Annotated in this window: 15 protein-coding genes and 1 tRNA gene; 8 read left to right on the top strand and 8 right to left on the bottom strand. The window is 40.0% G+C overall.

Translation table 11 applies throughout. The features are described from left to right. Positions 1-23 precede the first annotated feature (23 nt). Positions 24-755 (top strand): tRNA pseudouridine(55) synthase TruB, encoded by a 732-nt coding sequence (gene truB / locus DTW91_RS04940; protein WP_125202283.1) that lies wholly within the window; start codon positions 24-26, stop codon positions 753-755. Further along, entirely contained in the window at positions 733-1,455 is a 723-nt protein-coding gene (gene rluF / locus DTW91_RS04935) for a 23S rRNA pseudouridine(2604) synthase RluF (protein WP_125202282.1), read from the top strand. Before truB ends, rluF begins: the two co-directional genes overlap by 23 nt. A 2-nt stretch (positions 1,456-1,457) precedes the next feature. Here rluF and DTW91_RS04930 read toward each other — a convergent pair whose 3' ends face one another. From DTW91_RS04930 to DTW91_RS04905, 6 genes are all read right to left on the bottom strand, one after another. Beyond that, the gene (locus tag DTW91_RS04930; protein ID WP_125202281.1) at positions 1,458-2,783 is read right to left on the bottom strand and encodes a helix-hairpin-helix domain-containing protein; all 1,326 of its coding nucleotides are present in this window, start codon (positions 2,781-2,783) and stop codon (positions 1,458-1,460) included. A gap of 69 nt (positions 2,784-2,852) precedes the next feature. Beyond that, the gene (locus DTW91_RS04925; RefSeq protein WP_125202280.1) at positions 2,853-3,185 is read right to left on the bottom strand and encodes a MerR family transcriptional regulator; all 333 of its coding nucleotides are present in this window, start codon (positions 3,183-3,185) and stop codon (positions 2,853-2,855) included. A gap of 49 nt (positions 3,186-3,234) precedes the next feature. After that, positions 3,235-4,542: a DEAD/DEAH box helicase gene (locus DTW91_RS04920; protein WP_125202279.1), complete on the bottom strand. Its 1,308-nt coding sequence runs from the start codon at positions 4,540-4,542 to the stop codon at positions 3,235-3,237. A 141-nt stretch (positions 4,543-4,683) separates the two neighbouring features. Then, the gene (locus tag DTW91_RS04915; protein ID WP_125202278.1) at positions 4,684-5,520 is read right to left on the bottom strand and encodes a GLPGLI family protein; all 837 of its coding nucleotides are present in this window, start codon (positions 5,518-5,520) and stop codon (positions 4,684-4,686) included. A 50-nt stretch (positions 5,521-5,570) separates the two neighbouring features. Next, positions 5,571-7,571: a M56 family metallopeptidase gene (locus DTW91_RS04910; RefSeq protein ID WP_125202277.1), complete on the bottom strand. Its 2,001-nt coding sequence runs from the start codon at positions 7,569-7,571 to the stop codon at positions 5,571-5,573. Further along, positions 7,571-7,930: a BlaI/MecI/CopY family transcriptional regulator gene (locus DTW91_RS04905; RefSeq protein WP_125202276.1), complete on the bottom strand. Its 360-nt coding sequence runs from the start codon at positions 7,928-7,930 to the stop codon at positions 7,571-7,573. The genes DTW91_RS04910 and DTW91_RS04905 overlap by 1 nt, the downstream gene beginning before the upstream one ends. Before the next feature lie 180 nt (positions 7,931-8,110). Between DTW91_RS04905 and DTW91_RS04900 the strand changes: the two genes are divergently transcribed. From DTW91_RS04900 to DTW91_RS04890, 3 genes are all read left to right on the top strand, one after another. Beyond that, positions 8,111-8,183: transfer RNA gene (locus tag DTW91_RS04900), tRNA-Met, on the top strand. A gap of 300 nt (positions 8,184-8,483) precedes the next feature. Next, complete coding sequence (rpsA, locus tag DTW91_RS04895) at positions 8,484-10,298, top strand: 30S ribosomal protein S1 (RefSeq protein WP_125202275.1); 1,815 nt, start codon at positions 8,484-8,486, stop codon at positions 10,296-10,298. A 128-nt stretch (positions 10,299-10,426) separates the two neighbouring features. Then, entirely contained in the window at positions 10,427-13,033 is a 2,607-nt protein-coding gene (locus DTW91_RS04890) for a T9SS-dependent M36 family metallopeptidase (RefSeq protein WP_125202274.1), read from the top strand. Between the two features lie 91 nt (positions 13,034-13,124). Here DTW91_RS04890 and DTW91_RS04885 read toward each other — a convergent pair whose 3' ends face one another. Both DTW91_RS04885 and DTW91_RS04880 read right to left on the bottom strand, forming a co-directional pair. Continuing rightward, complete coding sequence (locus DTW91_RS04885; RefSeq protein WP_125202273.1) at positions 13,125-13,427, bottom strand: YtxH domain-containing protein; 303 nt, start codon at positions 13,425-13,427, stop codon at positions 13,125-13,127. Positions 13,428-13,558: 131 nt separating this feature from the next. Then, the gene (locus tag DTW91_RS04880; protein ID WP_125202272.1) at positions 13,559-14,890 is read right to left on the bottom strand and encodes a glycosyl transferase family 1; all 1,332 of its coding nucleotides are present in this window, start codon (positions 14,888-14,890) and stop codon (positions 13,559-13,561) included. Between the two features lie 92 nt (positions 14,891-14,982). Here DTW91_RS04880 and DTW91_RS04875 point away from each other — a divergent pair, with 92 nt between their 5' ends. The 3 genes from DTW91_RS04875 to ggt all read left to right on the top strand — a co-directional run bounded on the left by DTW91_RS04875 (position 14,983) and on the right by ggt (position 18,249). Further along, a complete protein-coding gene (locus DTW91_RS04875; protein ID WP_125202271.1) occupies positions 14,983-15,906 on the top strand; it encodes a bestrophin family protein in 924 nt (307 codons plus the stop codon). Beyond that, positions 15,906-16,466 carry a pentapeptide repeat-containing protein gene (locus tag DTW91_RS04870; protein WP_125202270.1) on the top strand — a complete coding sequence of 187 codons (561 nt, stop codon included), beginning with the start codon at positions 15,906-15,908 and terminating at the stop codon, positions 16,464-16,466. The genes DTW91_RS04875 and DTW91_RS04870 overlap by 1 nt, the downstream gene beginning before the upstream one ends. 94 nt (positions 16,467-16,560) lie before the next feature. Then, a complete protein-coding gene (ggt, locus tag DTW91_RS04865) occupies positions 16,561-18,249 on the top strand; it encodes a gamma-glutamyltransferase (RefSeq protein ID WP_125202269.1) in 1,689 nt (562 codons plus the stop codon). Positions 18,250-18,263 lie beyond the last annotated feature (14 nt).

Raw genomic sequence — 18,263 nt, 5'->3', positions numbered from 1 at the left:
CATACAAAATAAGTTCTTAAAATATGACTGCAGAAGATCTACAATCCGGACAAATATTTCTATTGGACAAACCTTTGGATTGGACCTCTTTTCAGGCGGTAAATAAGTTAAAATATAAACTCAAAACTGAGTTTAAGGAATTGCCCAAGAAATTCAAAATCGGTCACGCCGGAACTTTGGATCCAAAAGCAACAGGCTTATTGATCGTTTGCACAGGAAAATTTACGAAGAAAATCCCTGAAATTCAGGATGCAGCAAAAGAATATTGGACCGAAATCAAAATCGGTGGCCAAACCGAATCTTACGACACCGAAAAACCCGAAATCCTGCAAACCGATTTTTCTCACATTACGGAAGAACAGATTCACGAAACCTTAGCAAAATTCGTTGGCGAAATAGATCAGAAACCGCCCGTTTTTTCAGCAATAAAAATTGAGGGTAAACGCGCTTATCACCTTGCAAGAGCCGGCGCAGAAGTAGAAATGAAATCCCGAAAAACCACGATTCATTACCTTAATCATATAGAAATTAACTTGCCTTTCGTCTCCTTCACGGTTGGTTGCAGCAAAGGAACTTACATACGAAGTCTGGCGCACGAAATAGGTCGGGAACTTGGCGTGGGAGCCTATCTCACGCAATTGAGAAGGACAAAAATCGGTGAATTTTCTGTTGAAAATGCGAAGCCGGAATATCTCCAAAATGAGTTTACGTTTGCATCGAAACGTTTGGAAAATGGAAAAAATCAGAATCAATAAATATCTCTCCGAAGTCGGTTTCTGTTCCAGAAGAGCGGCGGATCTGCTGCTACAAGACGGAAGGATTACCATTAATGGAAAAATTCCCGAATTGGGAACTAAAGTTTCTGAGGAAGATGAAATTCTGGTCGATGGCAAATCCATAAAAAAAGTTGAAGAAGAATTCGTCTATATCGCTTTCAATAAACCGGTCGGAATCGTTTGTACAACAGATACAAAACGTGAAAATGACAATATTATCGAGTACATCAATCATCCCAAACGGATTTTCCCGATTGGAAGATTGGACAAACCCAGTGAAGGTCTCATTCTTTTAACTTCGGACGGCGACATCGTCAACAAAATACTGAGAGCCAGAAACAACCACGAGAAAGAATATATCGTGCGCGTCAACAAACCAATCACCGAAAAATTTCTGGAAAAAATGAGAAACGGCGTCCCAATTCTCGACACCATTACCAGAAAATGTGAGGTCGAAAAAATCGATACAATGAATTTCCGTATCGTTCTCACTCAAGGTCTCAACCGCCAAATCCGAAGAATGTGCGAACATCTGGATTATGAAGTGAAAAAGCTAAAAAGAATCCGCATTATGAACATCAAACTCGATTTGCCGGTCGGGAAGTGGCGCGATCTTACAGAGGCTGAACTTGCGGAACTCAATCAACTTCTTGGAGATTCTGCCAAAACTTTTGAGTAATTTTATTTTTCACCGACAAGGTAAAGTCTCATTTTTTCTTCGTACTCAGGTTTGAGTTTTAGGTATTTCCAGATCTTTTTGTCTTCCGGATTTGTAATTCGGTAAAAAATGATTCGATCTGCAGAATATCGGAAATAAGGATGCTTTTTTAACCAATCTTCGGGCGCAGTTGCGAGGGTGTATTTTGGAACATTTGAGTTGTCGAGCTTTGCTACGTAAATCAGTCTTTCGCCCAGCGCGCGGTCGATTTCATAGGTTTCGAGCAGTTGATTTTTGTTGATAAAACCGCCCAATTTTTTCCTAAAAGCCAAGATTCCGGCGGCGTCTTTTTCGGTAAAACCAAACTCCCGCAGTTGTTTAAAACTGATTTCATTAAGATTCACTTTTGAAAAATCCGTTTTTTCTAAGTTTTCTTCGGTCTTCGATTTTTCCAGAATAGATAGTCGGATCCAAGGTTTCATTTCTTCAAATTTTTCCGAAGAAATCACAAAACATTTCTGGATATCTTCCAAGGATTTGAAAGCGCCTCTTAGAATTTTGTCGCGGTAATTGACGATCACGTTGGCCTGCTTTTCCGAAAATCCCAACGCCTGCCATTGCGCTAGATCCAGCTGGTTGGGATCAAAAAACTGGTTGATTTTTACCGCTTCCTTTTCTTTTCGTTTTTCAAATGTTTTGGCCAGGTTTTCCGGTGTTTTGGCTTGCAAAATAAGGAAGGGCGACATTTGCAAAAACTGCTCGTCGCTGATGATAAAGCATTCCTTCAATTTTTCTTTGCTGATGAAACTGCCTCCCAGATAATTTTTGTATTTGAGAATTGCCGCCGCCTGTTTTTCGGAATAGCCGAGATTTTCCCAATCTTCTTGAGAATACAGATCGGGATTGAATTTTCCTTTAATATTTAGCCTTTTCTTTTCAAATGTTTTGTACCGAAAATTGTCTTTTTTCGCTTCAGAATTTGTTTCCGGAAGAAGGATGAAGTTTTGGAGTTGCTGATATTTCTCGTCAGAAACTGCATAGCATTTTTTGAATTGTTCCTTGGACAGGAACTTTCCACCCACGATTTCTTTATATTTCAGGATGGTTTTGACTTGCTTTTCCGAGAAACCCAGATTTTTCCATTGCTTTTCATCGATATCATTGGGATTGAAATCTGCCAAAATAATTTCTGGTTCCGATTCAGAAACAAAAGTAATGACGGGCGTTACCGGATGCTGGTTCTTTTTGTAAACCAAAAACGCAATCTGCCAAACTATTATCAGTATTCCAAAAATAGTGAGAAAGAAAAGTTGCCTTTTCCGGATTTGGAAAGGTAATTTGGGATTCATGATCGTGTTTTAACCAAAGTTAAAAAAAATCAATCGAATCTAAAATTATTAAGAAAAAAAAATTAAATTTTAGTCGTTCAACGAGTTTTTAAGCTTCAGAAGTTCAGCTTTGATGAATTCCAGCCGGTCGATGATGGTAATGGTTTCCGAGATTTTGGAGTTGGTCGTCAGCGCAATGCGGGCGCCGTCGAGCGTGTAACCTTTTTCTTTGACGAGATGATAAATCATTTTCAGATTCTCGATGTCTGCCGGTGTAAAATATCGGTTTCCTTTTTTGTTTTTTTTGGGTTTGATGATAGGAAATTCCTGCTCCCAGTAGCGGATTAGCGATGTGTTGACGTCAAAGGCTTTCGCCACTTCGCCGATGGAATAGTAGAGTTTGTCGGGGAGATTGAGTTTCATTTAAGTCAAAAAAACTTTTAGAAGAATACAAATTTAAATATTATATTGATTAATAAGCAATCTCGATTTTCACTTTCTTGCCTTTTAGTTTTTCATTAGCGAGTTTTTTCAGCAGTTCGATGGTTTTTTTTCGGTTGACGGCTACGTAAGAAGTCGTGTCTTTGACTTCTATCAGGCCGATGTCGTCTTTTTCAAGTTGTCCTTTTTTGATTAGATAGCCCACGATATCCACTTTGTTGACCTTGTCTTTTTTCCCGGCACTGATGTAAATCGTTTGGTTCGGTGTTCTCTCAGGAACTTGGTTGCTTTCCGAGACGTTTTCTTCCGGCGTGTTGCTTTTGATGAAGGGAAAATTCTCGTCTGCCGTCATTATTACATAAGCAAAACCTTTGGCGTTCATCCTCGCCGTGCGGCCGTTTCTGTGGATGAAAGCGTCTTCTTTCGGCGGCAATTGGTAGTGAACAATGGATTCAACTTCTGGAATATCCAAACCTCTCGAAGCCAAATCTGTTGTGATCAAAATTCGGGCAGAATCATTTCTGAATTTCAGCAAAGCACGTTCCCGCTCGTCCTGTTCCATTCCGCCGTGGAAGGTTTCTCGCTGGATGCCTTTTTCTCTCAGAAGTTCTGAGATTCTGTCAACTGCATCGCGGTGATTGCAGAATATCAAAGTTCTTTTGTTCCCGATTTTGCAAATCAACTGAAATAAGGTGTTCAGTTTTTCCGCCGATGTGGTCATCACTTTTCGGAGTTGGATATCGGGTTTTGCTTCATTTTCTTTGAGGAAATTGATTGTTTTTTCGTTATTAAGCTGAACAAATCTCGGGATGTTGTCCATCGCAGTTGCAGAAGTCAAGATGCGTTGCGAAAGCCCGGTTAGCGAACCGATGATGTATTCCATATCTTCCTGGAAACCCAATTCCAAAGCTTTGTCAAACTCGTCCAGAATCAAAGTCTTAATAGTTTCGGGAACGAAATTTTCGTTTTTCAGATGATAGGCAATTCTGCCGGGCGTCCCGATCAGAACTGCCGGGGATTCTATCAAATTATTCACCTCAACTTTTTTATCGTGACCGCCGTAAGCGACGGAAACTTTGAAATCCGTTCCCATCGATTTGAAAACCTGCTCGATTTGCAAAGCCAATTCTCTTGCAGGAACTAAAATTAAAGCCTGAATGCCTTTGACGTCGGATTTTAAATTTCTAAGAACAGGAAACAAGAACGCCAAGGTTTTTCCGGACCCGGTTGGCGACAATAGAACGATGTCGGTATCGTTTTCAGAAGCGCTGTATGTAGATTTCTGCATTTGATTTAGTTCCTCAATATGCAGCTTTTGAAGAATCGGCTGTAAGTCCATTTTGCAAAGATAGGCGATTCCGGAGAGGCTTGAAAATCGACGTGGTGTTAAATACAGGTTATCCTTAACCTTTCCGCAGAGCCGCTTCTCAAATTATAAAAAATCCCGTGAACCTGCGCTGTGGTGAGCTTTATTCTTTGATTATTTACTAATATCAAGTTCGATCCTATTATTATCTTTTTTGATTTCAGCTTTCAGACGGGCTTCTTGCTCTTTGACCCATTGGGCGGTGTCTCCATCTTTTCCGGTCATCACTACAATGGTGCCACCCAGTTGCATTTGTTTGATTCCTTGTGTCGGATCGTTTTCATATTCTTTGAACGCTTTTCGGAATTGTTTGGAATTGATGGCAAGCTCTTTTGCCTCAAAAACATTGATGTCCAAATCTCCAGTGATATTCTTGATTCCTTTCAGTTCCATCTTGTGCGAACCTGTTTGATCTTCAATTTTCACGATCAATCCTGGTAAACCACAGAATTTGTACGGACCATCCTGAATTGGAATATCGGGAGAAAACCATGCGATCCAATGTCGGCCGGCGAAATCTGTTTCCGCTTTTTGGGCGTTCCACTCGCCTATTTTTTCCTTTTCGGATGAGATTTTCCAGTTGATTTTCCTGTCTTCCGATATTTTGTATGCATCTATTCCCAGCCTCCTATGAAGATAAATTTTGTAATCCGGATACGTTTTGGTCACCGAATATCGCACATTTCCTTTTCGCATATCAGACCGCACATTGATAGCTCCTGTTGCGGCTAATTGTTTTTCAAGATCAACTTTCATCAAAGAATCGGAATGGAAAACCGTGTAACTGTAATATTTGGACCCGTCTTTTGAGGTATCAAGAAACATCATCTCTGTTTTGACATCGGCAAGATCCGTCGAATCTGGAACGAGTTTGTATTCGTAGATGAATCGCTTGTTTTGACCAATTGCAAAACTTCCGGAAAGGACAAAAAGTAAAAATATTTTTTTCATTTTTTGAGTTTAAAAAAGCCGGCGAACCGGCTAAAATGTTGGAACAAAATTTATTTGGTAATTATTCGGATAGAACTTGCACCTTCCTTTTTTATAACATCCATAGAAGAAATGAGATCGGGATTTATTTTATTCATTTCAGATGGGCTTACTTTTTTACCATTAATATAAATCACGGTGGCATCGTACGATGAAGGATTTTTTACATCGCTGATTACCAATAAATTACTATTATCTATTGTGGGAATCATACTGATTTTCATACGCGTGGCGTGGCGCATTTCCTTATTCAGTTCTTGCTGTTTCTTTTGAAGTTTTTTCTGCTCTTCCAGCAATTCCAGTTGCTCTTTTTGCAATTCTTTTCTCTTTTTCTCCAGTTTTTTCAGTTCTTTTGGTGACAAGTTTGGGCTTAAATCGTCGTTGAAATTGAAATTAAAATCCCTAAAAAAGTCATTGAAATCGGGAAAATCGCCCATATCAAATTTCATATTGGCATCTGCAAAACTATCTTTCAGGATCTTCTGCAAAGCGGCTTCATCGAAGATTTTTCCACTGTTTGCGGCGGCTTCTTTTGCCACTTTTTGCGAAAACTGTAGTCTTTTCTGAAATTCCGGTGAACTGTAAATCATTGCAACGGCTGCGTTTGCATTTTTTTCTGCATCTGTTATTCGTTTTTTAAACTCCGGAGAATTTACCATTTTCTCTACTTCTTTTCCGCGTTTTTCAGCATCTTCAATTCTCTTTTTAAACCCTGGAGAATTTACTTTCTTCTCCGCTTTCGCCGCCTGTTTTTCTGCATCGGCTATTCGTTTTTTAAATTCTGGAGAGTCATAAAATTTCGCAATCGCTCCGGATTGTGTTTCCAATGCCTTTTGATTTTCTCGAAAATGATTCGAATTCACAATGTTTTCGATTTCATTTCCCAGATTTTCAATATCCTTTTGCAAAACTTCAAATTCAGGTGTTTCGGTTTTATTTGCCTTCGCAAGTGCATTCAGTTTTTGGCTTTTTTCATTAATTTCTTTGCTGATCGCAGAAATCTTCATTTGATCTTCTCGCAAGGCATCGCTGTGGAGTTTCAGTTGTCGGGTATGAACTTCTGCAATACTGTCGATTTGCGACTTCGGTTTTATCGTGTCATTTTTCAGTTCATTTACCGCCATTTCTATCACGTTGTTGGTTTCTTTTATTTCTTTATTTTTTGCATTGACCATATAGGCGAACACCATGAAGAATAAAATCGGAAGGGCAAAAAGTTTGCGAGCGTAGCTGTATTTGGTTTGATTTTTTGTAAGCATTGTAAGTCTTTTTTTGAGGTTAGATGATAAGAAAGGACTCGTGACAGGAATGGCCGATCCGGAGAAATGACTTTCCAGAAGCATCTGCGCAAATGCCTTCGTATCGGATTTCTTCACTGCTTTGTGATCCGCCAAGTATTCGTGAATAAGATTGATTTCTTTGCTGATAAAATAAAATATGGGATTGAACCAAAACAGAGATTTTGCCAATTGTATGATCAGCTTATCCCAGCTGTGTTTTTGCCGGATATGCACCATTTCGTGTTTCAAAATCTGCTGTCCCAGAGCCGAATCCAGCTGAATTGATTCTTTCCAGAATAGGTTTTTAAAGAAAGAAAAAGGCGCCTCGTTCAAATTGGTTTGATAAAATTTGATTCCGTGGATCGTCTCGTTCGGAAACTGTTTTTTAATCGATTCAATTTTGGTAAGTCCTAAGATTAATCTGATCAGAAGAAGGATTGAAACCAGTCCAATAATTGCATAAAAAATTTGATAAATAGTGAGATCATGGCTTGTGTTTTTTGATGGATTTTGATGGAGTTGGCTGAGCAACAGATATACGTTCTGATTGGTTTCTATCGTGAAATAGGAAACCTTTATCAGTGGTAAAACCAAACTGATAATAACCGTCAGCAAAAGGTAAAAACGATTGTAATGATGAAAAGTTTTGTCCTTTAAGAATAGCAAATAATAGGTAAACATAACCCCGGAACAGAGAATCATCTTGCCCAAATAAAACATTAAAGCTTCCATCAGTCCTTGTTTTTAAGTTCATCCAACAAAAGTTCCAGATCTTGCACGCTGAGTTCATTTTTCTCTACCAGAAACGAAACAGCATTGGTGTACGAACCTCCAAAATAGTTTTTCACCAAGCTTTTGATGGATTTTCCGCTGTAATTTTCTTTACTAATCAGGGGGAAATATTCGTGCTGCCTGCCAAAGGTTTTGTAGCTCACAAAGCCTTTTTCCATTAAAATTTTTAGGATAGTAGAAATTGTGTTGGTATGCGGTTTTGGCTCGGGGAACAGCTCCAAAATATCTTTCAGAAATCCCTTTTTGATTTGCCAAAGATATTGCATCACTTGCTCTTCTGCTTTGGTTAATTTATTCATAATCTCTTGATTTTAAATATTCAATCTTATATCACTAAAAAATTAGTAGTACAAATTTAGAATTTAATTTTATTTGTACAACTATTTTTATAGTTAAAAGAAGTTAAAAATTAAATTTTTAAAATAAATAGCAATTTACTTGATTGGAAGCAAAAAAGCCGTATATTTGCACTACAATATCGCGAGGTAGAGCAGTAGGTAGCTCGTCGGGCTCATAACCCGGAGGTCGCACGTTCGAGTCGTGTCCTCGCAACTAGCTAAAAAGAATCCGTCTTATAAAATTATAGGACGGATTCTTTATTGTTATGCAGGAATGTCATTTTTTAAATAAAATGGCACTCCCAAATCTTGATAAATGTATTTGTATTAAGGACTGCGCGAAAATCCTACAGATGCGAAATTTTGCCATTCTAAATATTTTCCTTAATTTTGCACCACTTTTGTGAACGCACTTTTGGCGAAGTAAAACATTAACAATTAACACCTTCCATATTTTTCAGGATTCACAGCAAAGCCAAAGTCTGAATAATTAGGAATACAAATTTTTTAGAAAATGTCAAAAGAGACAAATTCAGCAGAGGTTCTATTGAACCAAAACGTAGCACCGGAACAATTTGATTGGGATTCTTTCGAGTCGGGCCTCAATGCAGAAGACCGAAGCGAGAAGAAAGAATTAGAAGAAATCTACAACGGTTCTCTCAACGATCTGGCAGACAACGATGTCATCATCGGCAAAGTGGTAAGATTGACGGACAAAGAAGCCATAGTGGATATCAACTTCAAATCCGAAGGTGTAATCTCTCTCAACGAATTCCGTTACAATCAAGGCCTGAAAGTAGGTGATGAAGTAGAAGTAATGGTGGACAGAAGAGAAGACAAAACAGGGCAACTGCAGCTATCTCACAGAAAAGCGAGAACGCTGAAAGCTTGGGATAAAGTAAACGAGCTCCACGAAACGGGAGAGATCGTCAACGGTTTTGTGAAATCAAGAACTAAAGGTGGGATGATTGTAGATGTTTACGGAATCGAGGCATTCTTGCCGGGTTCTCAGATCGACGTGAAGCCGATTAAAGATTACGACCAGTTCGTAGGTAAAACGATGGAGTTCAAAGTGGTGAAGATCAACCCTGAGTTCAAAAACGTCGTTGTATCTCACAAAGCGCTTATCGAAGCGGATCTTGAAGGACAGAAAAGAGAAATCATCGGTCAATTGGAAAAAGGCCAAGTTCTGGAAGGAACGGTCAAAAATATTACTTCTTACGGTGTATTCGTAGATCTCGGCGGTGTCGATGGATTGATCCACATTACGGATCTTTCTTGGTCCAGAGTGAACCACCCATCTGAAATTTTGGAAGACGGACAAACCGTAAAAGTGGTAATCCTTGATTTTGATGACGAGAAAACCAGAATTCAATTGGGTATGAAGCAATTGGAGCCTCATCCTTGGGATGCCCTTTCCGCTGACCTCAAAGTTGGGGACAGAGTCAAAGGAAAAGTGGTCGTTCTTGCAGACTACGGTGCATTCGTAGAGATTGCTCCGGGCGTAGAAGGCCTCATCCACGTTTCCGAAATGTCTTGGAGTACGCACTTGAGGAGCGCCGGAGATTTCGTAAAAGTTGGGGACGAAGTAGAAGCAGAAGTACTGACCTTGGATAGAGAAGATAGAAAGATCTCCCTTGGTATGAAGCAATTGAGCAAAGATCCTTGGGAAAATATCGAAGCCAAATATCCGGTAGGTTCTAAGCACGTTGGCACTGTGAGAAACTTTACCAACTTCGGCGTATTCGTAGAATTGGAAGAAGGCATCGATGGATTGATCTATATCTCAGACCTTTCTTGGACTAAGAAGATCAAACATCCATCGGAGTTCTGCGCCGTGGGAGATAAACTGGACGTGATCGTTTTAGAACTTGACACGCAAGCCAGAAGACTGTCCTTAGGACACAAACAATTGACGGAAAATCCTTGGGATCAATTCGAAACCAAATATGCCGAAGGAACCATCCATACCGGAAAAGCCGTAGAAGTACACGACAAAGGTGCATCTATCCAGTTCGAGGATGTAGAGGTAGAAGCGTTTTGCCCGTCAAGATTATTGGAGAAAGAAGATGGAACCAAAATCAAAAAAGGAGAAGAAGCCCAGTTCAAAGTAATCGAATTTAACAAAGAATTCAAAAGAGTAGTAGTCTCTCACACAGGAATCTTCAAAGACGAAGAGAAGAAAAACGCGAGAGAAGCTTCCAACAACAGATCGGGCAACAGCAATAGTAATAACGCATCAACATCTTCCAGCAACGAAGAAAAATCGACACTTGGTGATATCGATGCCTTAGCAGAATTGAAAAGAAAAATGGACGAGGCAAAATAAATTTCGTTATTTTTCCAAATATTTAGAAAGCATTCCGTTATTGGAATGCTTTTTTTTGTTATTACTATAGATAGTTTATTTTTTTTTAATAATTTTGACCAATTGTTTAATGAAATATAATAAATATTATGAAGAAAAGAAAACTACCCATTCTTATTACGGTATTTTCATTATTTACAGTAAGTTCTGCATTCGGGCAGCATTCTAAAACTGTAGTTGAAGATTACCTGCAGACAACCTCCGTACTCGGGAAGAATGTTACAAATAAAGATTTTGTAATCGCCTCGGAAGACGAGTCCCAATCTTTGAACGCTACAGTTGTTAAAATTCAACAGACATTCAATGCCATTCCTATTTTCGGAAATTCGGCCACGCTTTTGGTCAGAGATAACACTGTACTGAATTTTGCCGGAGATTTTACGGCAAGCGTTTCCAAAACAACAGGCATTTCTCAAGCCCAAACCCCTGAGAACATCCTTTTGAAAGTTATCGATAATCTGAAGATAGCCAATAAGCAATTCTACAAAATTTCACTTGCGAAGGGAGATATCAAAACCCCAACATTGGTTTATTATGATAACGGATCAGATCTCGTTCTTTCTTACGAGATGGAGTTTTATCAGGAGAATTCCGATAATCTTTGGCATATCGTGGCGGATGCCGGCACCGGAACAATCTACAGCCAAGATAACCTGACTCTTTCTTGTAGGTTTGGAGAGGGCACTTTTGACAGAGCGCCTATGCCTCAGGATGTGAGTCCTAAAGTAGCATTTCCTCAGACAGAAACAAAAAAATCTGCACCCTCGCTCTTGGTAAACAATGCTTCCTACAGAGTATTTCCGCTACCCGTAGAAGCGCCAACATTTGGCGAACGGTCATTGCTAAACAATCCGTGGGATATCACCGCTTCTTCTTTAGGTTGGCAGAACGATAACACCACAGAATATACTATTACCAGAGGAAATAACGCGTATGCCTACACTGATGAAAATAGCACCAACACCATAGGAGGACCATCTGCCGATGGCGGCGCTTCTCATATTTTCGACTTCGCATTTGACCCATCCAACGGATTAGACAGCTACAAAAATGCTGCGATTACAAATTTGTTTTATGTAAATAATAAAGTTCACGACGTTCTCTATAAATTCGGGTTCACAGAAACTTCCAAAAATTTTCAAGCCTACAATTTTGGGCGGGGAGGCTCGCAGAATGATTATGTTTTAGCAGAAGCCAGAGACGGAGCCGGCGTTTCAGATTTGTCTTTGGGATATTATAATAACGCTAATTTTGCAACCCCTTCCGATGGTGCAAGACCAAGAATGCAGATGTATATCTGGTTGGGCGCCCAGCCCTATTTTTCTTTTAATGGACCTTCTACCGTGGCGGGGACGACGATTCCTTCCATTGGGTTAGGCTATTTTGGACCGCCGTTATGGAAGAAAGCTGTCACCGAAGATGTTGCGATTTCGCCGATTCTTGATGCTTGTACCGAACTTCCAGCCGGTTCGCTTACCGGTAAAATCGGGATTGCACAGAGAGGAACTTGTAACTTTATCCTGAAAGTGAAAAATATAGAAAATGCAGGGGCCATTGCCGCGATTATCTTCAACTCGCCCGATGCCTCTTCAAGTCCGGGAGAAGCCGTTACCAATATGTCCGGAGATGGCGTTACCGTCATCAATATCCCATCGGTTTTTATTCCACAATCGCGAGGAGAAGCGATTACTGCGATGATTAACGACGGACAAAATGTCAATGTAACACTCAACTTGCCGGTAAGAGACGGTAGTGTCGATAATGGAATCATCAGTCACGAGTATGGTCATGGCTTATCAAATCGCCTCACCGGGACTTCGGTGACATGTCTCAGCTCCTCTGCGGATAAAGAGCAGATGGGCGAAGGTTGGTCGGATTTCTTAGCACTGATGCTGACGATGAAAGCCGATGACAATGCTGATGTTCCTCGCGGAATTGGCACTTATGCTACCAGCGAGCCAACAACAGGCGTCGGAATACGCCCGGCAAAATATTCTCCGGATATGGCCATTAATAACTTCACATACGGCAGTACCAACGGAATGGAATATACCAATGCATCGGGCGCGGTGGTTCCGGATGTTCACTCGATTGGATTTGTGTGGGCTACAATTCTTTGGGATTTGCATTGGAAATATGTAGAAAAATATGGTTTCAATAACAACTTGACGTCGGATCCGGCTTCAGGCTCAGCAAGGGTGTTCCAAGCAGTTGTCGACGGATTGAAATTACAAGGCTGTTATCCAACATTTATTATGGGTCGAGATGCTATTATTGCTGCAGACCAAGCTTCGACAGGTGGTGAAAATAAATGTCTCATCTGGAAAACATTTGCGAAAAGAGGTGTTGGAGTGAACGCCAGTGCAGGCTCTAAAACCAATATCAATGATCAAGTAGAGGACTTTACGGTTCCTGCCGAATGTTCTTTGGCCACAAACGAAGTGACCGCTGCCAAAGGATTCAGTATTTATCCCAATCCGGCGAAAAACGAATTTTACATAGACTTTAAAAATAACATTATTGGAAAAGTCAACGTGGAAGTTTACGATGCAGGAGGTAAATTGGTTCTTAGCCAACAAATCAGCCCGTCTGCCAAAGAAGCTGTCAATACACAAACTCTCCAAAATGGAATGTACGTTGTAAAGGTTTCTGGAATTGGCGTTACCTACAGTTCAAAAATGATTATTAGCAAATAGAACGTTCCTAGTTCTCTAAATAAAAAATATTTTAATAAGAGATATCAGAAAAAACCCGCCTCGAAAATGTTCGAGGCGGGTTTTTGTTATTTTATTCAGCAGCTTTTTGGGAATCGTTTTTCAATTCTTCGCCTGCCTGCTGAGCATCCGTTTTCAGCTCTTCAGCTTTGTTTTTTAATTGATCTGCCGCTTCAGCCGCTTTTTCTTTCAATTGTTCCGCTGTTTGGCTTGCTTTGTCTTTAAGATCAGATCCAAATTTTGTCAGATTGTCTTTTGCAGTGTTGATCGTATCTTTTACTTTTTGCTTTTCTTCGGGAGTTGCTTTTTTGTATCTCCACCAAGCCAGTGTTCCTAATCCTAACAGTGCCAATAGGCCTTTTCTTTTATTTCCCATGATATGATTTTTAAGTTAATATTGATTATTTAGTAGAAAAATCTATGCCAATAATTTGATATAATGAGTTTTTCGGCTTATTTCCTTAGATTTTGTTAAATTTTTAGATCAGTAAGATTAATTAATGCCGATCATTGCAGCAATGAAGCTAATTTTTTTGTCAATTCTCTTCGGCTAAATTCATTGATGTCTGCCAAATTCCTGATAGATTGGCCGCTTTTCCAATCTTTATAAACCGAAAAAATAAAATCCTGAATTTCCAAATTCTGAGTATAATCAAAATGCTTTCCGGCTTTCGTTTTACTCAGAATTACTTCAACATCTGCGTTTTTTGGGCCAAACGAGATGATTTTATTTCCCGTTGCCAGATATTCGAACAGTTTTCCCGGAATGATGCCTTTCGAATTTTCATTCGGAAAATTAGTGATCAAAAGCAAAGCCGAATTTTCCATTTCCTTCACAGATTCTTCGTGTGGCAAATAGCCCAGATTTCGGATATTATCTTTAAGAATAGAACGCTTAATCTCATTTAAGATTTTATCATCAACTCGCCCTACAAATTTCAGTTCAAAATCCTTAGCAAAATCGCGATGTTTTTCGCAAAGTTCTTTCAATGCTGTCCAAAGATTTTCGGGATTTCGGAGTTGTTCCAGAACGCCCACGTAGCTCAACGTAAATTTTCCAGAATCGTTCGTTTGCAAAAGCGGTGATTTGTCAATATCATTTTTTACAATTGTACGATTTGGTAATTCAAAATTTTTATCAAATCCATTAGTGATACAAAAAGCATTTGCGCCTTTCTTCCTGAAATTTTCCGCATCTGTGTAGCTTGTTGCCAGCGTCACATCGGCAGTTTCAAAAACAGATTTTTCCAGTTCTCGGTGCTTTTTATCGGAACGCGAAGTCAGTTTTAAATGTTTGTAATACGAAATCTCAGTCCAAGGATCCCGAAAGTCGGCCATCCATTGCAGATTTGGCAACTCTTTTTTCAATCCAAGTCCGATGAGATGCAGACTATGCGGTGGCCCGGTGGTGACGATGGTTTCAATATGATTTTCCGTCAGATATTTTTTCAGAAATTTGATAGAAGGTTTTACCCAAAATTTCCGGGCATCCGGAATGAAGAAATTGCCTCTGATAAAGATAGAAAGTTTAGCAAGAAAAGACTGATTCCGCCCCACATCAAATTGCCCACCCTTGAATTTCTGATTGCTCTTGCTAAAGATCTCGGCAATACGATAAGGCTCCCAAATTTTGGTTTTAATAACTTTCAGATCCTTAGGAACTTCCGTCTGCAAAGTCTCGTCAACCAAGGGATAGCTCGGATTTTCCGGCGTGTAGATGATGGGTTCCCAGCCAAAATCAGGCAGATATTTTGCAAATTTCAACCACCGCTGTACGCCCGGTCCGCCTGCCGGAGGCCAATAGTAAGTGACGATCAAAACTTTTTTAGAATTTTCCATGTGAGATTTTCGGCTGCACCAAAACTATTCAGTAAATTTAGCTGCGCTTTTGAAAGGTCTAAAATAGGACTTTTTTTGTAATTTATTCTACAATGATCATTAGAGAAAAACTCAGTTGGCTGGAAATGTTGTTTGTCTGGCGGGGCTCTGTCCTTCGCAAGATTATGCCGCAATTGCTGCTTATCACGGCTTTCTCCGTGGCAGTTCTTTATTTTAAAGGAACAATTTACGATTACAAGGTTCATCTCAATCCCGCCATTTTTACTCTGCTCGGCTTATCTTTGGCCATATTTATGGGCTTTTGCAACTCTGCCAATTACGATCGCTTTTGGGAAGGCCGCAAACTTTGGGGTTCCCTCGTGGTCGAAAGCCGATCTTTGACCCGACAAGTTCTGGCTTTGATCAATGATGATTCCCCAAATGCTAAAAGCAAAAAAGAAGAATTTGTACGAATAATAGCGGCATTTTGTTGGGCGCTTAATTTCCAACTGCGAAACAAAGATGCCAATCCCAAACTTCAAGCATTGCTTTCTGCGGAGAATTTCCTAAGGGTAAAAGACAAAAATTTTAAACCCGTGATTCTGCTAGATATCATGGCAGAATGGATCAATGCGCAGAATCAGGCGCAGAAAATCGATACCATTGTTTTGGTTTCTATGGATAACCAGCTCAATCTCTTTTCCCAAATTATCGGGGGTTGCGAGAGAATTGCCAATACGCCTTTGCCCTTTGCCTACAGCATTTTGCTCAATAGAACGGTTTATCTGTATTGTTTTTGGCTACCCTTTGGTCTGGTAGATGTAGTCGGTTGGATGATGCCCGTGATTGTCTTGCTTATCAGCTACACTTTTATTGCGCTGGATGCCATCATTCAGGAAATCGGCGAACCTTTTGGCGAGGAAGAAAATGATCTGGCGCTCAACAGTATTTGTGAGACCATCCAATTCTCAATTTTTGAGCAAGCACATATTCCGCAACCCACCCCCGAAGCTTCCAAAACTTATTTTTTAGACTAATGAAGTACTTCTCGGAGCAAAAATTCACAAAAATCAATTTCGAAAACCTCGAAAAAGCGGACTATGACAATTGCATCTTCACCGATATAAATTTTTCCGGGCAAAATCTTTCAGATTTCAAATTCTCAGATTGTGATTTCAAAGGTTGCGACTTCAGCAATGCGAAGCTCCATCAGACCGCTTTTCGCGACGTTATTTTTAGGAATTGTAAAATGATTGGGCTCGCTTTCGAAGATGCACATTCATTTAATATATCATTCAAATTTGAAGATTGTATTTTGGATCATTGTTCATTTTACCAGTTGGATATTAGAAAAACAACGTTCAAAAATTCCAGTTTGAAAGAAGTCGATTTTACCGAAGCCAACCTTTCCAACTCGTTTTTCGATCATTCAAATTTGACAGACGCCATCTTCGACCGCACGATTTTGGACGGTGCAGATTTCAAAAATGCCATCAATTTTTCCATCGATCCCAATAAAAATCAACTCAAAAAAACCAAATTTGCAAAAGATAATCTCGCCGGCTTGTTGGATAGCTTGCACATTATTATAGAATAATTTTTTTACCAGTTAGAATTCCCCTCCCTTGGAGGGGTGGATTTCAAAATAAATTTTGAAATTCGGGGTGGTTAATCATAAAATAAATATCAATATGAAAAAAATACTATACGCAATTTTCCTAATGTCTATCACGGTTTCCGCACAATATACGGATATCAACATCATCAAAGAAGTTAAAGTGAAAAACAAAGGCATTGTGGTTTCTGCGCATCCTTTAGCCAGCGAAGTTGGTGCAAAAATTTTGAAGCAAGGCGGTAATGCCTTTGATGCTGTGATTGCGACGCAGCTGGCTCTTGCCGTGGTTTATCCGCAAGCCGGAAATATCGGTGGTGGTGGTTTCCTTGTCGCGACAACTTCGGAAGGAAAGAAAATCGCATTAGATTACCGCGAAACGGCGCCTTCCAAAGCCTCTTTCGATATGTATTGGGACAAGCAAGGAAATGCCAATACCGATCTTTCTCAGAACGGACGACTCGCGGTTGGCGTTCCCGGAAGCATCTCCGGAATGTTTGAAACTTTGAAATATGCAAAACTTCCTTTTGAAACATTAATAAAACCGGCTATCGATTTGGCAGAAAAAGGTTTTGCCATTACCGAGCAGGAAGCCGGATTGCTCAATTCTCAGAAAGCAGATTTTCTTAAAAACAACAAAAATAAAATCGTATTTGTAAAAGATCAGGACTGGAAAGCCGGAGATTTGCTCATTCAGAAAGACTTGGCAGAGACTTTAAAAAGAATCCAAAAAAACGGCGAGAAAGAATTTTATCAAGGAAGAACGGCCGAATTGATAATTGCCGAAATGAAATTGGGAAACGGAATTATCCAAGCTCAAGACCTTAAAAATTATAAAACAAAGGAAAGAAAACCCCTGATATTCGATTACAAAGGTCATCAGATTATCTCGATGCCTTTGCCTTCCAGCGGTGGAATTTTGCTCGCCGAGATGCTGAAAATGGCTTCATTCCAGGATCTTTCCAAATACCAGCAAAATTCTGCTGAAGCAGTACAAATTATGGTTGAAGCCGAGCGACGCGCTTATGCCGACCGGGCAGAATATATGGGCGATCCGGACTTCAGCGAAGACAAAACTGAAATGCTGATCTCCGATGATTATCTGAAAAACCGTTGGAAATCTTACAATCCAAAACTGGCAACGCCCAGCAAGGATGTAGGAAACATCATCAATCCCAATCCAAAAGAAAGTACCGAAACTACTCACGTTTCCATCCTCGACAAATTCGGGAATGCAGTTTCTGTAACAACAACTTTGAACGGACTTTACGGAAGCAAAACTGTAGTTTCTGGAGCGGGATTCTTCCTGAATAACGAAATGGACGATTTCTCCATAAAACCAGGCGTCCCTAATATGTTTGGCGCCATTGGTGGAGAAGCCAACAAGATTGAACCCGGAAAAAGAATGCTCTCGTCGATGACGCCAACTTTGGTTTTGAAAGATAACCAAGTGAAAATCATCGTAGGAACGCCGGGTGGAACCACGATTCCGACCTCGGTTTTTCAGGCAATCGTAAATGTGATAGATTTTAAACAGAATGCCAACTTCTCTGTCAACACTCCGAAGTTCCATCATCAATGGTTGCCTGAAGTGGTACTAACCGAAAAAAACTTTCCGGAAACTACCATTAAAGCTCTAGAACAAATGAATTACAAAATCCAAAGAATCCCACAAATCGGAAGGACAGAAATGATTCTTGTGGACGAAAATAAAACGATTCACGCTGTTGCAGACGGACGAGGTGATGATTCCGTCGGGGTGGAGTAGCGCTTCGAAATTAG

The sequence above is a fragment of the Chryseobacterium sp. SC28 genome (assembly GCF_003932955.1).
Taxonomy (GTDB): domain Bacteria; phylum Bacteroidota; class Bacteroidia; order Flavobacteriales; family Weeksellaceae; genus Epilithonimonas.
The sequence above is the reverse complement of the archived record's forward strand: the minus strand, read 5'-3'. Positions and strand labels throughout refer to the sequence as shown.

What these genes read in the sequence shown, in the direction of transcription:
- truB (WP_125202283.1), top strand. Translation starts at nt 24, where the DNA reads ATGACTGCAGAAGATCTACAATCCGGACAAATATTTCTATTGGACAAA.
- rluF (WP_125202282.1), top strand. Translation starts at nt 733, where the DNA reads ATGGAAAAAATCAGAATCAATAAATATCTCTCCGAAGTCGGTTTCTGT.
- DTW91_RS04930 (WP_125202281.1), bottom strand. Translation starts at nt 2,783, where the DNA reads ATGAATCCCAAATTACCTTTCCAAATCCGGAAAAGGCAACTTTTCTTT.
- DTW91_RS04925 (WP_125202280.1), bottom strand. Translation starts at nt 3,185, where the DNA reads ATGAAACTCAATCTCCCCGACAAACTCTACTATTCCATCGGCGAAGTG.
- DTW91_RS04920 (WP_125202279.1), bottom strand. Translation starts at nt 4,542, where the DNA reads ATGGACTTACAGCCGATTCTTCAAAAGCTGCATATTGAGGAACTAAAT.
- DTW91_RS04915 (WP_125202278.1), bottom strand. Translation starts at nt 5,520, where the DNA reads ATGAAAAAAATATTTTTACTTTTTGTCCTTTCCGGAAGTTTTGCAATT.
- DTW91_RS04910 (WP_125202277.1), bottom strand. Translation starts at nt 7,571, where the DNA reads ATGGAAGCTTTAATGTTTTATTTGGGCAAGATGATTCTCTGTTCCGGG.
- DTW91_RS04905 (WP_125202276.1), bottom strand. Translation starts at nt 7,930, where the DNA reads ATGAATAAATTAACCAAAGCAGAAGAGCAAGTGATGCAATATCTTTGG.
- rpsA (WP_125202275.1), top strand. Translation starts at nt 8,484, where the DNA reads ATGTCAAAAGAGACAAATTCAGCAGAGGTTCTATTGAACCAAAACGTA.
- DTW91_RS04890 (WP_125202274.1), top strand. Translation starts at nt 10,427, where the DNA reads ATGAAGAAAAGAAAACTACCCATTCTTATTACGGTATTTTCATTATTT.
- DTW91_RS04885 (WP_125202273.1), bottom strand. Translation starts at nt 13,427, where the DNA reads ATGGGAAATAAAAGAAAAGGCCTATTGGCACTGTTAGGATTAGGAACA.
- DTW91_RS04880 (WP_125202272.1), bottom strand. Translation starts at nt 14,890, where the DNA reads ATGGAAAATTCTAAAAAAGTTTTGATCGTCACTTACTATTGGCCTCCG.
- DTW91_RS04875 (WP_125202271.1), top strand. Translation starts at nt 14,983, where the DNA reads ATGATCATTAGAGAAAAACTCAGTTGGCTGGAAATGTTGTTTGTCTGG.
- DTW91_RS04870 (WP_125202270.1), top strand. Translation starts at nt 15,906, where the DNA reads ATGAAGTACTTCTCGGAGCAAAAATTCACAAAAATCAATTTCGAAAAC.
- ggt (WP_125202269.1), top strand. Translation starts at nt 16,561, where the DNA reads ATGAAAAAAATACTATACGCAATTTTCCTAATGTCTATCACGGTTTCC.